This window comes from Pseudovibrio axinellae (genome assembly GCF_900110875.1).
Taxonomy (GTDB): Bacteria; Pseudomonadota; Alphaproteobacteria; order Rhizobiales; family Stappiaceae; genus Pseudovibrio; species Pseudovibrio axinellae.
Genome location: NZ_FOFM01000020.1, coordinates 1 through 15,949 on the forward strand (window position 1 = coordinate 1; position 15,949 = coordinate 15,949).

The following is a 15,949-nucleotide window of genomic DNA, read 5'->3' on the forward strand; positions in this document are numbered from 1 at the left end:
CGGGACAGTGTCGAAAAGTCTGGAACTAACAAATCAATTTTCATCAATCGGACCACAGAGCGCATTAATCCTTGCGTCTGCCGCAACGCCAGGGCATACACGCTACGCAGTGTCAGCCACGCCTCAATGGCCAAATCAGAATACTTGCGTTGCCCTCCGCGAGTGGTCCGGCGCTGCGCTGACCACTCCTTCCCAATCTCACCGTTGACCCAGATCGTCAAATCACCACGATTACGAAGACTTTCGTTATAGGCACGCCAGTTCGTGACACGATATTTCTTCTTGTCAAATTTGTGACGACGGCTGGCGTTGAATTTGTGGGGCATCGGATCGCTTTATGAAGACGAACAAGCCTTCTAATTACAGACACTGAGCGACCCCTGCAACAAGGCCCGACTGTAGTGTCGTCGACATTGGTCCAGTCTTCGACAAATCTACCTGCGCAGCGAACGCTGCAAATCTGTAGTGCCACCTCAAGGCAAACAGACTGGGGCAGCGACGATAGAAAATCCATATCCTGAAAAGACAAGCTCAAATCGCGTGCCGCGCTATTATCCATCTACCCAACAACAAAATACTGCATGAAAGCAAATGGCTACGGGTTTTCGTGATTAGCACAACATCAATCGTTCACAAATGTTCTGAATCTTGGCCACTTTTGCACGTTCGAGCCCCTTGGGCCTTGCAGGCATTGTGGGTCTCGGCTGCGAAGTAAAGGCACGTTCCCAATCCGTTATCGGACTGTCTTCGGCGACATCAATATGAAAAGCCCACGTTTTTATTATTGCCAATGCGCTCAAAGTAATGCCAGAACCTTCAGCCCGCTCAAGTCATTGTTGCCGGACCATATCGCTCCGGAGTTGACTTACCTGGAAACCAAATGGGCTTCGCTGGTCTCCTTTGGCATTACCGTTGATCTGCTCAAAGAAGTGCTGCCCATCAACGCTAGTCTTTGCGCAGAAAGCGTGCGTAATCACTTGCATAAGAGCGCCAGACGGCTGGAAGCGGAACTGGGCGAAGAACAGCTGTTCTTCGTTGAGACCAGGCAATCCACTCGTGCGGCCCTGCCTGTTCCTGAAGGGCCGATCACTGTTGGCATCGATGGCGGTTATGTTCGTTGTCGAGATAACGGCCAAAGCCATTTTGAGGTGGTGGTGGGTAAGTCCATTCCTCAAGACCGTCCCGACCGCTACCTTGGTCTGGTGCAGACCCATGACGCCAAACCACGCCGGCGCCTGCATGAACTACTCAAAGATCAAGGCTGGCAGGAAAACCAGTGCGTGACCTTCATGACTGACGGCGGCGATAGTGTCCGCGACTTGGCGTGGCACATGGCACCAGCCTCAGAGCACATTCTTGATTGGTTCCACATCACCATGCGCCTTACTGTCATAGGCCAGTATGTCAAAGGTCTCAATCACGTGAATCCAAAAGACGGTGAACAGATCGGCCGTCTGCTGCGTCAGATCAAGGGCTATTTGTGGAACGGTAATCTTCACGAAGGCAAGATTGTTATTGAGGATCTGACCTGTGATCTGGAAGAGGTTGAAACCAGCTATGCCAGCATCAAAGCTTTAAGAAAGGCAGCAGCCGAGTTCCAGACTTACATTGAAAATAATGCCGACATGATCCCGAACTACGCTGAGCGCAGGCGTTACGGGGAGCGGGTCTCAACCGGTTTTGTTGAAAGCACAGTTAATGCGGTTGTCGGCAAGCGCTTTGGCAAAAAACAGCAGATGCGCTGGTCAAAGTCAGGTGCCCACCTCTTGCTGCAAACCCGGACACGGGCACTGGATGGAACACTTAGGCAGAAGTTCGAGCAATGGTATCCCGGCATGAAATGCGAAACACAAGATCCGGCATTCGATAAACTTGCCGCCTGATTGCCCCACGCTTTTTGGTGCTCTCCTAGCTCCAATATTCTGCCGGAGAAAGTCGTCATGGACAAGAGCGGAGCCAACCGCGCCGGGTTGACGAACACCAACCTGTATTTGCTCCTCACCGGATACTGGTGGTCTTTCATCGAGATCCTGCAGGTCAAATACCTGAACAATATCATTGAGCAAGACCACCGTTTCATCAAACGCCTGACAAGGCCGATGATGGGTTTCAAAGCCTTCCATTCAGCCCAGGCCACCCTTGAGGGTATCGAAACTGCCCACTTGATCAGAAAAGGGCAACTCAACCAGGAGGGTGTTCCAGCCTACCGCCAATTCATGGCGCTCGCAGGCTGAATCTGGCCAGAGCGAAGGTGCATTCTACTTTGACGCGAAGTTTGCGACACAACCGCATAAAATTCGCTCAAAGTGAACTCTTGAAACTTACTCAAAATAAGTTGGCAAGGCCCCTATCAATTCACCTTTCATGGTGATGAGCTGCAAAAATAACCTCTGCCAGATGGCAAGCATGCAGGACAGGCGCCTTGAGAGGGTTGATGCCAACCATAGCCAAAGCCGCTGACAGATTTTCTTCAAGATGTAGGTCGATCAGCTGAATTGGTACCGGGTCGCTGTCCACCTTGGCATCAATGTTGCGCCATGTTTCAAAAACTGGTGCTGGATGACCAACGTTGAAACTAGAAGGGTCCAGATGCAAGCCCAGACCGAGCGATTTCATGACAGCTTCTTTGCGCGCCCAGAATCGGAAAAGGTCATCCGGTTGCCTCTCAAGAGATGAAAATACCAATCTCTCCTGAGGAGAAAAGGCTGCTCCAAGTGTGTCTGGAGACATATCCTTCAGCACCTCAATATCCACTCCGACCTGATGGGTGGCGCTGACAGCCAGAGCAACATATGGGCCGGAGTGGCTCAGGTTAATCTGAGGGCCTTCCAGCAGGTATGGTTTGCCATAAGCACCATGAAAAAATTGCAGTTTTCCCGGAGGGTGCAGCATAAGCAGCGAAAGAACAGCGCGCATAAATATGTGTGCCAATGCATAAAGCCGCGCATGTTCGGGAAACACAAACCTGTCTGCTTTGTCCTGCTCTTCCGCACTCAACCAGTGGCGGTGGTCTTCCGGATTGATCCCACTTGTGTCGAGCCGGCTCCAAAAAACCAGCGGCGCTGAAGAGTGCATGTCAGAGTATGGTCCGTACCTACTATATCAGAGATGAATTAGAGTCTTACCAAACTCTATTTGAAAGTAAATGCATCCTTCATGAAACTCACCCGTGAAGGAGTTGGTTGGCAGCACTCGTACGTACCTTGGGCAGCTGAGGTTATGCAGGAGGTATGCCCAATCGAGGATCTATCTATAAAACGTAATATTGTCATATAGTTAGGAATTTTTAAATGGGTGTGTCTTCGCAAACCGCTACTCCTGGCAACTCAGCATATGAGTGGGTCCGCGCTGATGTGGTCAGGGCCATTTGCAAAGAGACGGGGTTGTCTCCGCAAGATATGTCTGATGAAACGTCATTCCAGGATGTGGGTGTCGAATCTGTATTGAGCGTTGCAGTTGTGGAAACGCTGGAAAGCACTTACGGCCCACTGAGCAAGGCGCTTTTGTTTGAATTCTCCACTGTGGGAAAGCTGACTGCTCATCTGGTAACGGTGAGTGGGGCCATTGAAGAGCAGGCTCAGGAGAGCCAAAGCGCACTCGTGCATGCAGAGAAAGAGTTAACACAGACCACACCACCAACTTTCTCTTCTGAGGAGGGAGGCATTGTCCCGGACGTATTCCAGAGTATAAGTACCCCTAAACCTGAGGTAGGCGATCACACTGCTAAGGTTGTCCCAACCATAATCCCAGCCCCTTCCAGAAAAAACACTGCAGAAGACGACGACGCGATAGCAATCGTCGGTATGGCTGGTCAGTTCCCGGATGCAGACAGCATTGAGAGCTTTTGGGAGCATCTTCTGGAAGGCGCAGACAACATATCAGTTATTCCTGAGCGGCTTTGGGACTGGCAGGAGTTTTGGGAGGAGCGGGCAGGCCATCCGGGCAAGTCCTACAGCAAATGGGGCGGTTTTTTACCGGATCATCGCCTCTTTGATCCCATGTTCTTTCGCATGTCCAAGCTTGAGGCTGAAGCAATCGACCCGCAGGAAAGGGTTTTTCTGGAAACAGTTTATCTTGCGTTGGAAGATGCCCAGTCTACACGCAAGAAAAGAGATGGAAAACGCTGCGGACTATATGTTGCAATCATGTGGGGGTCTTACCAGCATTATGGCTCTATGGATGCCAGCGCGGGCGCCTCTTATGCCACAATTGCTAACCGCGCGTCCTTTGCGCTGGACCTGACCGGGCCAAGCATTCCGATAGACACAATGTGTTCAGGCTCACTGACCACACTTCACATGGCCGCGCAGAGTATCCGCAATGGTGAGTGCGAGATGGCTGTTGCCGGTGGGGTTAACCTGACCACTCATCCAAACAAGTACTTCGTCCTCAGCAAGACGGGTTTCGCCGCAGCTGATGGACGTTGCAAACCCTTCAGCTCAGATGCTGATGGGTATGTTCCCTCTGAGGGCAGCGGAGCGCTCGTTCTCAAAAAACTGAGTGATGCACGCAAAGATGGCGACAAGGTCTATGCCATCTTACGCAGCTCGGCAGTCAACCATGGCGGGGCTGTCAATAACCTGACAATGCCGAATGTTGACAGTCAGGAAGAGTTGATTGAGACTAGTTTTACCGGCACAGATATCACACCTGACCAAATCGGCTATGTGGAAGCACATGCGCCGGGCACCAGCCTGGGGGACCCCATTGAGGTTCGTGCGCTCTCCAACGTCTTTGGGCGACAGGGTATGACGGCTGGCGATGTTGCTATCGGGTCCGTCAAGTCGAACATCGGCCATCTTGAATCGGCAGCAGGGGTCGCAAGTGTTGTCAAAGTGATCCAGCAAATGCGGAACCGGCAGCTGGTCCCTTCAATCCATGCTGAAACACGCAACCCAAATATCAACTTCGACGTCTCTCCCTTTGCGCTTCAGGAAAGCTTGAGCGCATGGACACCGGTTCTTAACAAAACCGGTGTTGAAGAGCCGCTTCGTGCCATGATCAATTGCTTTGGCGCAGGGGGCACAAACGCGCATGCGCTTTTGGAGGCCGGGCAAACCAGACCGGACCTGGCGTTGGCAGGTGAGGATGCACCGCAGCTCTTCCTGTTTTCTGCTCGCACGAAAACTGCACGACACGCTTTGTTGGTGCGGATGCGCAAGGCACTTGCTGCACATGATGCACGCCATGATAGCCCAAGGGCGCAGGAGCTGGCACACGCCGTCTATCAGGCGGTGGCCGAGGCCTCCGGTGTTGATCGGAAGCACCTGGAGCAGGATGACAGCCTGAGTGACCTGCTGAATGATCCTGCAAAATGGCAGGCACTGCCTGCGGCATTGGCCCAAACCAGCGGAGTGTGGCCAACGACAGACGAGCTGGCTGGGATGAAAACGGTTCTTGAGCTGAGCGAACTGATACAGCGGATTGCCATACCTGACTTTGTACCAGCGGGTGAGCGTTGGGAGCGTGCCTATTTTCAGGGTCTCGCCAAAGCCACACAAACAGGCCGGGATCCTCAGCAGGAGCGTGTTGCAATTGTCGCTCGCGACCTTGAAGAGCTCAAAACCATACTGGATGAGTTGATAACGGGTAGTGAGAAGGCTTCGGGCTATTCCGCCAGCGGTACCGCGACGCCAAAAGATACTGTGCGCCTGCGTGGTGAGCTGACAGAGGGATATGTTCACGAGCTTACAGCAAACCGCCGTTTGGAGAAGCTGGCGAAGCTGTGGGTTAAAGGCCTGAGCGTGAACTGGGCCAGTGCGTTTCCGGTTTCACCACTGCGGGTGGACCTTCCGCTTTACCCGTTTGACCATGAAATCTGCTGGGCTCCTCAGGAACGCCCCGACGCAAGCTGGCAGACGCCGCGCGGTGTTGTGACTGTGGCTCCAGGTGCGGTACTGGACCTGAAGCGCAGCCTTTCTGATGATCAGCTGTTCTTCTCGCTGGAAAAAAGCGATCAATACTCAGAGCAGATCCAGACACTTGCTGAGATGGCAAGACTGGTTCTGGAAGGGGCAGCCTTACCAGCCGTCGCGCAGATCGAACAATGGGCGGATCTGACCGCATCCTCCATTCCAGATAGTATTTTGATTAAGCGCAGAGCTGATGGTGGGGTCGTGGCTCTGGCTCAGTGTGATGGCCACCCGGCAGCAGAGATGGTGGTGCGCTCAGGCTATGCTACCCACACCGTGAGTGCGGCCCCTGTTTCCAAAATGATCGAGCAGGCAGAGGCTTCTGGTGGAGCCTTGGGAAATCAGGCGCAGGTTGTTCAGGGCGGCGTAGTTTCCCGCTTGCGGCTCACCAGAGAAGGCGACCATGCCGGGTTGATGCAGGCTGTCACGGATGTTGCGCGTTCGTTGGGCGAGGTCGGGCACGAACCATTGTTGCTTGGACAGCTTTGCCAGATTACGGAGTTGCCGAAAGAGGGCTGGATTTGTTTGACAAGTGCCTCTGAGGATCAAGCAGGGGACGCTGAACAAGAGGCCTTTATCTTCAATAATGAGCACCAGCTGGTGGCGCATTTCTCGCGGGTGGTCTACGGGTTACGGCCTCAGGTTGCCCCGCTACGCCCGCAAGTCCGGCAATTTGAGGAGCAGTGGAACCTGCTGCCTGCACTGCCAAAACGGGCTCTTGAGCGTGATCGCAAATTGTTGGTCATTGCACCGACGGATGCCGACATACAGGCATCAGATGAGCTGTTTGCTGTTTCTCAAAAGCAGGTGATTACCTATCAGCGTAAGGGCATCAGCCAGCTGCAGGAGAACGGGCACTGGGTGCTGAACGTTGACGATATGGCGGCTTGCAAAGCGTGCTTCCAGTTGTTTGACGACCCGGATGCGGTTGTTTTTGTCAGCAGCAGCGATCCGGCGATGGCAACGGTAGAACTCAGCCTTATACACGCTCTTTCCCGCGAGATGATCCACCGCAATCTGTTCCGTCGCTCTGGCTTCAACTTCCATGTGGTGACACGAGGTGCGCTGATGGGAGATGGTGCAGAAGCTGGTGAGGTCAGGCCCTCAGCTATTCCCGGTTATCTGCGTACGTTGCGCCGCGAGACCAACGGCCAGATCTTTTTGGCGGACTTTGACCCGTCCAGCGCACTTGCGACACTACCCAAAGATCAGGCCATGGCATTCTGGCGGCAAGCCGGCGAACCGAAAGCCACAGAGATCGCCGTGCGCGGAAACAGCGTTTACGGGCCAACCGTTGAGGAAGTCCCGCATGGTTCCATACCTTCAGCCGCTTTTTCTCATAACGGGGTTTATGTGCTGTTTGGTGGCAATGGAACAATTGGCCAGCGTTTCAGTCTGGAACTGGCAACTCAATATGGTGCGCGGCTGGTGTGGGTTTCCAGATCTGACCTGACGGAGGAAGCCAGCGCAGTGGCGGACCGTATCCGCGCGGCGGGTGGGGAACTCACTCACGTTAAAGCTGATGTCTCCGATGCTGCTGCGGTACAGGAAACACTCAGTCAGGTGGAAACTCAGTATGGCCGGATCGATGGTGTTTTGAACCTGACCATGGTGCGCGATATCCGCCGGATTGCAGACCTGCCAGAAGAGATGATGCCAGAGCTGATCAAAAGCAAGATGGAGGGAACCGACAACATAATTGCGGCCTGTGCGTCTGTTCAGCCCGGTTTTGTCCTGCTGTTTTCATCAATTGATGTGTTCGTTGGCAGCGTCGGTTGGTCCGCTTACACAGCAGCCTGTTCTTATCAGGTGTCTGCAAGCTGGAAGGCGCGACAAAGCAGCCTGCCGGTTCATGTGATTAACTGGGGTTTTTGGGAAGGCATTGATGACGATATCGCCGCAAATCTGGCGGAGAAGGGCATCGGCCTCTTAACAGTTACGGATGGCCTGTCGGCGACAGCGTGTGCGCTGCAATCTGGCAATACCGCGCCTGTGTTTACCGTGGCTTCAGATGAAATGCTCTCGCGTGTCGGGTTCAAGCTGCTGCCGAAAGAAACAGCAAACACGGCGCAATCGCAATCTGTACCAGCTCCGCAGCAAGAGGCTGCCGTCAGTATTGCCCCTGTTTTTGAGCCCAAGGCCGCGCCAGCACCGGTTCCAGCGCAAAATCAGGTTCAGCCGGTGGTGGTTACCGCGCCCGTTCGTGCAGAGCCGCAAGGAGTGGAGGAGCAAGCCGGGCAAATGCTGGGGAGCCTGCGCAACCTGTTTGCCGATATTTTGAAGCTGGACCCGGACGCACTGGACCCAGAGGCGGATCTGCTCAACTACGGCGTAGATTCTCTGATTGTCGTCAACATTCAAACTGCACTGGAAGAACAGGTGGGAGCAATTCCAACTGGTGTTCTTTTGGAAAACTCTACGCTGGTTCAGATCGCGCAAGCTATAGCGCGGGATCATCCTGAGGCCGCGCGTGCTTTGTTGCCTGACCAGCCGCAAGTCAGCACCGCCGCAGTTGCCGTTGAGCCTGCTGTTGCCCCACAGCCGGTTGCGCAACTTCAAGCACCGTCTCCGATACGGGTTCTGCATCAGGTTCCTGCCAATGATATTGAGGCGTTTCTTCACTCCTACGCAGAGAGTTACGACGCCAAAACGCTGGAAAATGAAAGCTCTGAGGCAGCTCGTTTTGTGCCCACAGACGATGGCAGTCTTCAACATGCCATGGTGAAGACTGAGAGCGGAGAGGTTGAGGTCTTTTCCGTTGGTAACGGGGGTACGCCGATTGTCATGTTCTCAGCCGTTGCATTGACAGTTCCAACATGGACACCGCTTCTCACATCCAGCTTGACGCAGTCACATCAGCTCATTGTGGTGCATCAACCCGGGTATGGCTTAAGTGCCCCGGTTTCTGAGTGCAATAACCAGCGTGTGGCGGCTATTACCCGCAAGACCCTGCACCAGATTGGAGTAACAGGGCCGGTTCATGTCTTTGGGTCTTGTCTGGGCTCAGTCCCCGCGATGCATTTTGCGGCTGACTTCCCACAGGATACAGCCTCGCTAACCTTGTTCGGGGCTTTCCATGATGCCTCTGATCTGAATGCGGGGGATCCCTCCACCATGAGTTCGCAGGAGTTTGCCGAACTTGCGCAAACGGCTGTTGCAACGTTGGAGCGCGACTTCGACATGGTCGCCAAAGCTGAAGCCTCTGCTAGTGAAAACAGCAGCGAAGAACGTGACCGGGCTGTGGCGTACGTCAACGCGTGCCGAGCACTTCTTATGGGGTCGCAGAAGGTGAACTTTCTGGTAGCGCTGCGTTACCTCAACGAGATGATGTCGCTTTCCATGATGCCAGTACTGGAGCGGATTTCCTGCCGCTGCCTGTGCGTTGTGGGCAACCGTGACCAGATCATTGAGCCACGTCACTCAACGGAGATCGCGTCAGCGCTGAAGGAGGCTGAACTGGTGGAAATCGACCGGTCCGGGCACTTCCCTTACCTCACTCATCCTCATGATGTTCTTCCGGTGCTGCGGACGTTTCTTGACCGCACTCAGGCGTCCACCAGTACCGAATCAGCACAAACACTCGTGAGCGCCCATGATTGATCTTCTGGAAAAAACAACCGTCGCCGGTTTTACCTCTCGTGAGGCCAAGAACAAGCTGGAGCGGAGCACTGCTCAAGGCCTTTGGACTGGCGAACGACTGATCGAAAGTTTGCGGGATGGTCGCAAGGTCTATCACGAAGGTGAGCTGGTGGATGTTACAAAGCATCCCAACTTCACCGCGCCGCTTTCGCATCTGGCCTCTCTTCAGGACTGGCAGCACAAGGACGGTGTTCGGGAGGCTGTGAGCTTTGAGACGGAAAGCGGAGTGCGGGCCTCCATGTCTTACGCTTTGCCGCACACCCACGAAGAGCTTGAGCAAAAGGTTGCGGCCTCTCATGAGTGGATGGCAGCGACCCACGGTTTAATGCCACGCCTGCCGGATTTCATGTCCAACGTTATGGTGGGGCTTTGGGATTTTCGTGAGCGTCTGGCTCGTGTGAACCCGGATTTTGCTGAAAGTGTTGAGGCGTACTATGCCTACTGCCGCGACAACGACATTATCCTGACACACGCCATAGGTGACCCGCAGATGGATCGCTCGGTCAGGATAACCGAGAACCCGGATATGGCCTTGCGTGTGGTGGAGCGCAGCTCCGATGGTATTGTTGTGCGCGGAGCCAAGCAACTGGCGACCCTTGCGCCTTACTGTCATGACGCTCTGGTCTATCTGTCGCCAACGTATGCGCGGCGGGAACTGCCTGACTACGTCTGCTGGTTTTCTGTGCCGATGAATGCAGAGGGGTTGTCCATGCTGGCCCGGCCCTCCATGGCTGGTCGGCGTGCGGGAAGCCCCCACGAGCTGGCAGACAGGTTTGAAGAACACGACGCTATGATTTTCTTTGATGATGTTTTCATACCCAAAGAGCGAGTGTTCCTGCTGGATGATGCGCAGACCGCGCTGGATGGGTTCTGGCACCTGAACCGCTGGTCACTTTATGTGGGGCAAATCCGGTTTTACCACCGCTTGCGCTTCATGCTTGGGGTGGCGCGATTGGCAGCGCGGGCTATCGGAGTATCAGAGTTTCGCGAGATCAAGTCTGATCTGGGCGAGCTTGCGCAGTACTGCGAGTTGTCGCGGTTGGGGCTGAAGGCAACACTAGCTGAGAGTGACCCCACTGGCTATGGCCTTATTGCGCCGGGCTCTACCCTTGCGCTGGATACCTATGCGGCGCAAATCAGCGGGCGGCTGACAGAAATTCTGACCAAGATCAGTGGGTCTGGTTCGGTTATGCAGGCGTGCGCGGTGGACTTTGCTGATGAAGGACTTGCGGCGCTGATTGAGCGGTACATGCACGGCCATAAAACCTCTGCAAAGCAAAAGGCCGCGATTTTTCATCTGGTGCGCAACCTTGTGGCAGACAGCTTCGGCGGGCGCCAACACATCTATGAGCTATGGAACAGAGGCGACCCGGTACGCAACCGGATGACTCTGGCCGATGCTCTGCCTGATCTTGATCAGCTGGAGCAGAATATTCTTGAAGAATTCAGTTTTGCGGAGCCGAAAGCACAATGAAAATTCAGTCAATTGCGATCCCCATCTTCATTGACATGATCCTGACGTTCTCGATGTTCTTCGTCGATACGCTGTTCTTAAGTCAGATCTCTGATGAAGCTGCTGCAGGTGTTGGAACAACCATTCCTGTTTTTGTTATCTGCGTGATCCTCTTCCTCATGACTTCGCAGGGGGCTGCCAACGTTGCCAGCCAAAGGCTGGGCGCTGGTAAAGCGGAAACTCTGCCCGCTGTATATGGCGCCGCGCTTGTGATTGCGCTTGGTCTGGGCGTTGTGGTTGTGTTTGTTGTTTCAGGCCTCATGCCACTTGTTTTTTCTCAACTGGGCATGCCCGGAGATACAGGTTCTTTTGCTGGCATCTACCTGCGTTTTATCTCCATTGCGCTGGTGTTTTATGGCCTGCGGACTGTGATAGGTGCAGTCTGCATGACGCAAGGCAGGCCAGACATAAACATGTATGTTGGCATCACTTCGGCAGCGCTTAACATTCCGCTCAACTTCTTCTTCATGTTCTCATTGGGGCTTGGAATTTACGGCGTTATTCTGGCTACGATACTGGCTCAGGTGGTTGCGGTTGCTCTGGGTGCCTTCTTCATCTTTGCAAGGTTGAAGGTGCGGATCTCGCCTGTTGCAGCATTTACGCAAGGTGCAAACACCATAAAGGTTGCTCTTCGCTTTGGCCTGCCTGCTGCTGTTCAACCAATATCAGCTGAGCTGTTGATGCTTGCAGTTGCTTTCGCCGCCGTTCAGCTGGGAACTGTGGAGATGGCAGCCCGTATCTACGTGATGAACTTCATGACCATAGCAATCTGTTGGTCTTCTGCGTGGTCAATCGGCAATCAGATTGTGCTTGCTGGTGCCGTTGGTGGTGGCAACCACGACGGCGCACATGAACTGATGCACCGCCATCTCTTAAAGGGTGTTCTTTCAACGCTGTTGATTGTGGCTGTGCTTTGGGCATTCGGGAAACCGCTGCTGGGGCTGTTTACTCAATCTCCTGAGATCATTCAACTGGGCCTGGTCCTGATGGCCCTCAGCCTTATCCATGAGCCGCTCAAAGCTGCGGCAATGATCATCTCCTTCAGCCTGAAGGCCAGTGGGGATACAGTGTACCCTGCACAAGTTTCCGTGGCTGTTAACTGGCTGATTTCGTTGCCGGTTGCCTACCTTCTGGCCTTCGAGAGCGGGTTGGGAATCGTCGGGTTATGGCTGGCGCTTATTCTTGATGAGCTGTTGCGCAGCACGATCAACTACCTCAGATGGCGCAAGGGTGGATGGCGACAGCTTGAAACCGCCTAGACCGCGTTTTCCATATGGACACATGAAACCGGAAAGTGATTTGCATGCAAAAGCTTCTTGTCAAAAAAGAACAGCCGTCGATGGTAACACGCGCCTCAGCAAAACGGGATCAGGGGTGGAACCGTTCCACTGCATTGCTGCCCGACCTTTGGTACGACACGCGCGGAATTGCTAATGCCTTTGATGCGGACAGCGTTTTCTCGCGTGCTGCACGTGAGCACTATAGTGGTGTTCTTGTGGATGCGGCACAGCTGGATAAGGTGGCATCTCCACAATTTGACAGGTTGTTGAAAGTGGTTGCCGTGTCTAACTCAGAAGACATTGCCGCTGTCAAAAAACTGGGTGGCGCGAAATCTGAGTCCTACGTAATCATGCACCAAGATGCTGAGATGCTGGCGCAAGCAAAAAAGGCAAAGCTGCGCAATTGTCGCGATATCAACGTAGTGGACCGCGCGACGTTGGAGGCCTCCTGCCAAAACAGCGCTGGCACGGATTTTCTATCCGTCAGTTTTAAAGATCCGACGAACATACCACTGGAGCTGGTGGTTGCAGAATCGCAGGATTCACCTCTGGTCGTGCTCAAACATATCCCTGACCCCGATAACATTGATGATGCGCTGAACTCTCTGTGCGTAATGGAGTTTGGGGTTGAGGGGCTGGTGTACTCTCCGCGCTCCCATGCAGTGTTGGATCGGCTCAACGCATGGTTGACCGAGCGCCAGCGGTCAGAACTAAAACTGGAGGCGGCAACGGTTGAAAGTTCCGTTCCCGTTGGGATGGGCATTCGCAGCTGTATTGATGTTGCCACGCTGTTCACCGACAGGGAGGGAATGCTGATCGGCCTGACATCGTCTGGCGGCATCATGTCGTGTCCTGAGGTGTTTGACCTGCCCTACATGGACTTGCGGCCTTTCCGGGTAAACGCTGGCAGCACCGCAAGTTATGTCTACGGCATGAACAACAGAACCAACTACATGTCCGAGCTGCGTGCAGGGTCGCAGGCAATGATCGTTGGACATGACGGCAAGGTATACAAAGCGCCGATCTCGCGCATGAAAACGGAGCGCCGTCCGTTACGGCTGATCACTGCCCGGTTCGACAGCGGTGTGGAGGTTTCTGTGATGATGCAGGATGACTGGCATGTCCGCCTTTATTCAGCAGATGGCAGCCCCCGGAACCTGACTGAAATTGCCGTTGGTGAAAAGCTGATGGCGTATCAGGCGCAGCCCGGTCGTCATGTAGGTGTTCCAGTAAACGAGTTTATCGAAGAACGATGATAGAAACCGGTACATATCTTTCTGCGCCGCGTGTCGCTGAACAGACCAATCCATGGGTTGGTCTTCACCGACCTGCGACGGCGTCTCAGGCGCAGATTGTTATTGCCCCCTATGCAGGAGGCAATGCCTCCGGGTTCTTCTCATGGATGAAAGAGGTTGGAGCTGAAGACTGGCTGGACGTCATCATTTTGCAACCCCCCGGCCGTGGCGCTCGCCATCGCGAGGAGCCGGTCAGCTCTTTGGAAGCGTATGCAGAGCAAGTTGCAGATTTGCTGGTGCAAAGCCAATCCGGTCTGCCTGTTTTCCTGATGGGCTATTCCATGGGCGCTATTGTCTGCCATCTTGTTTCGCAGCGGCTTTTTGCTTTGGGCGCTGCCCTGCCAAAAGGATTGATTGTGGCAGCGCGAAAGGCACCGCAATACCAACGAACATCAGGAGGTGGGCCGCTTACCCGTGATCAGATTCTGGCGCGGCTCAAAAGGTTGCAGGGCACACCAGAGGCTCTTTTGAACAATCGGGAGATGCTGGACCCATATCTTGATAGCATCTCCGCAGAGTTTCACATCGTCGACAATTTCGTTCCACGGCCTTCGCGCTCGTTGCCCATACCGGTGGCAGCTATTTCCGGGCTGGATGACCCTGAAACCCCGCTGATGGAGGTGTTCGGGTGGCGTCAGCACAGCTCAGCCGAGTTTGAAGCTCATTTCATCGAAGGCGGTCACTTTTTCATGAACTCAAACCGCGCAGAATTCATTGACCTCGCATTGCGCTTTATTCGCAAACACAAACAAGGAGCTACACCATGATCACCTTTGTGTTTCCAGGGCAAGGGGCTCAATACAGTGGTATGGGTCAGGCTCTTATGGATCATTTTCCGCAGGAGCTTGCCACGGCAGACCGCATTATCGGCGGGTCGGCACGGACGCTTTGCTCATCAGACGATGCTGTTTTGCGGCAAACGGAAAATACTCAGCCTGCGCTTTACCTGATCAATGCGCTATTCCTCAAGAATGCTCAGCGTATGGGGCTCCACCCCAGCATGACTGCGGGACACTCGCTGGGGGAGTTGAACGCGCTGCAAGCTGCAGGCGTATTCGACTTTGAAACCGGTTTGCGCATTGCTGTTGAACGCGGAAAGGCGATGGGCTCTGCGGAGGAAAATCCGTTTCAAGGGGGGATGGTGGCTGCAACCTCCGTCTCGGATCTGGCTAAGCTGGAAGCCTTTATGGCCTCACAGTTTCCCGAGTTTGATATTGCGACCCGCAATTCTCCCAGTCAGGTCGGCCTTTCTGGCCCACGGGAGAAGCTGAAAGAGCTTTGCGAAGCTCTGCATGCGGAGGGGCTGGCACGGGCTATTGTGCTCAATGTCGGGTGTGCCTTTCACAGTCGCTATATCGAGCCGTCGACGCATCGGTTTCGCAACTGGCTGGAGACTGCTCCGCTCCAGATTGAGGCTCCGCGATTCGACGTAATTTCAAATGTGACGGCTGCACCCTTCCCAAAGGAGAGGCAAGAAATCATAGAACTTCTCGTACAATCCCTTATTTCTCCTGTTCGCTGGCTGGAAACTGTGCAGACCATTGCACAGCGTGGCCATGTCCTGTTTCATGAGTTGGGCCCACGCTCTGTGCTCACGCATCTTATCAAAGATGTGTTTGCAGCAGAAAGGGCGGAAAGCTGATGAAAGGATACTTATGACTGTTGTTGCAAAAAATTTTGTCCAGGAGGCAAGTGGCCAGCCCAAACTGCACCCTGGAATGTCTGTCGAGGAGTTTGATGGCGGGTATTTCTACGCAGCTGACCTTAAAGAGTTCGCCCGGGAGATCGGCATAAGTGTCGGCAACTTTCGCAAGATCGAATTGGAAGAGCTGATACGGGAATACTTGCAGACGGGCGTTGTGCCGAGCCGCAAACCCGTGCCTCCACGCAAGGCCGGGGCAGAGCGCGACGAGCTGCGCGCCGACAATCCGATTGTCAATTATGTGGGAGATCGCAAAACCAAAGCGTTCCTATACGAGCTGATTGCAGACAAAGCAGAAGGACTCCGAGATAAATCTGGCCAATGGTACTGGCTAAATGACTGGCGCCGCAAACAACAAGAAGCCAACCAGCGGTTTACTTATCAGGATCTTGCGGACCGCCTTTACGAGCTGATGACAACGAAGGGCCGTCTGCCCCAGATCCCATCTGCGCGCATGAACAATTTTATTACCGATTTTCGTAATGACCCCGCCAATGCTGGCGTACCGCGAGCAGAGATTTTGGAGGCGTGGGAGGTCCTGAAGCGCCAACCGGGCCCGAATACCTACGAGGAATACCTGAACTCAGTAAGACTAAAGAATTAAACCC

The 15,949-nt window shown here is 54.1% G+C and carries 9 protein-coding genes and 2 pseudogenes; 9 read left to right on the plus strand and 2 right to left on the minus strand.

Annotated features, from left to right (window positions below):
• A partial coding sequence (locus BMZ51_RS21630) for a transposase (RefSeq protein ID WP_175485055.1) occupies positions 1–326 on the minus strand: 326 nt, incomplete at its 3' end.
• A gap of 357 nt (positions 327–683) precedes the next feature.
• Here BMZ51_RS21630 and BMZ51_RS21635 point away from each other — a divergent pair.
• Both BMZ51_RS21635 and BMZ51_RS24820 read left to right on the plus strand, forming a co-directional pair.
• Positions 684–1,883, plus strand: a pseudogene (locus tag BMZ51_RS21635) (ISKra4 family transposase); the annotation flags it as partial.
• Positions 1,884–2,027: 144 nt separating this feature from the next.
• Positions 2,028–2,234 (plus strand): annotated as a pseudogene (locus BMZ51_RS24820) (DDE-type integrase/transposase/recombinase); the annotation flags it as partial.
• A 121-nt stretch (positions 2,235–2,355) separates the two neighbouring features.
• Here the strand turns inward: BMZ51_RS24820 and BMZ51_RS21645 are convergent.
• Complete coding sequence (locus BMZ51_RS21645) at positions 2,356–3,075, minus strand: 4'-phosphopantetheinyl transferase family protein (RefSeq protein WP_068010118.1); 720 nt, start codon at positions 3,073–3,075, stop codon at positions 2,356–2,358.
• Between the two features lie 215 nt (positions 3,076–3,290).
• Here BMZ51_RS21645 and BMZ51_RS21650 point away from each other — a divergent pair, with 215 nt between their 5' ends.
• The 7 genes from BMZ51_RS21650 to BMZ51_RS21680 are packed head-to-tail and all read left to right on the plus strand — an operon-like array spanning position 3,291 to position 15,945.
• A complete protein-coding gene (locus BMZ51_RS21650; RefSeq protein ID WP_068010119.1) occupies positions 3,291–9,512 on the plus strand; it encodes an SDR family NAD(P)-dependent oxidoreductase in 6,222 nt (2,073 codons plus the stop codon).
• The gene (locus BMZ51_RS21655; RefSeq protein WP_082825723.1) at positions 9,505–11,025 is read left to right on the plus strand and encodes a 4-hydroxyphenylacetate 3-hydroxylase N-terminal domain-containing protein; all 1,521 of its coding nucleotides are present in this window, start codon (positions 9,505–9,507) and stop codon (positions 11,023–11,025) included. The genes BMZ51_RS21650 and BMZ51_RS21655 overlap by 8 nt, the downstream gene beginning before the upstream one ends.
• Entirely contained in the window at positions 11,022–12,323 is a 1,302-nt protein-coding gene (locus tag BMZ51_RS21660; RefSeq protein WP_068010120.1) for an MATE family efflux transporter, read from the plus strand. Before BMZ51_RS21655 ends, BMZ51_RS21660 begins: the two co-directional genes overlap by 4 nt.
• Positions 12,324–12,367: 44 nt before the next feature.
• On the plus strand, positions 12,368–13,600 hold the full coding sequence (locus BMZ51_RS21665) for a 3-dehydroquinate synthase II domain-containing protein (protein WP_068010123.1): 1,233 nt from the start codon (positions 12,368–12,370) through the stop codon (positions 13,598–13,600).
• Positions 13,597–14,406 carry a thioesterase II family protein gene (locus BMZ51_RS21670; protein WP_068010125.1) on the plus strand — a complete coding sequence of 270 codons (810 nt, stop codon included), beginning with the start codon at positions 13,597–13,599 and terminating at the stop codon, positions 14,404–14,406. The genes BMZ51_RS21665 and BMZ51_RS21670 overlap by 4 nt, the downstream gene beginning before the upstream one ends.
• The gene (locus BMZ51_RS21675; RefSeq protein WP_068010128.1) at positions 14,403–15,281 is read left to right on the plus strand and encodes an ACP S-malonyltransferase; all 879 of its coding nucleotides are present in this window, start codon (positions 14,403–14,405) and stop codon (positions 15,279–15,281) included. Before BMZ51_RS21670 ends, BMZ51_RS21675 begins: the two co-directional genes overlap by 4 nt.
• Before the next feature lie 13 nt (positions 15,282–15,294).
• Complete coding sequence (locus BMZ51_RS21680; protein WP_068010130.1) at positions 15,295–15,945, plus strand: SAP domain-containing protein; 651 nt, start codon at positions 15,295–15,297, stop codon at positions 15,943–15,945.
• Positions 15,946–15,949: the final 4 nt, after the last annotated feature.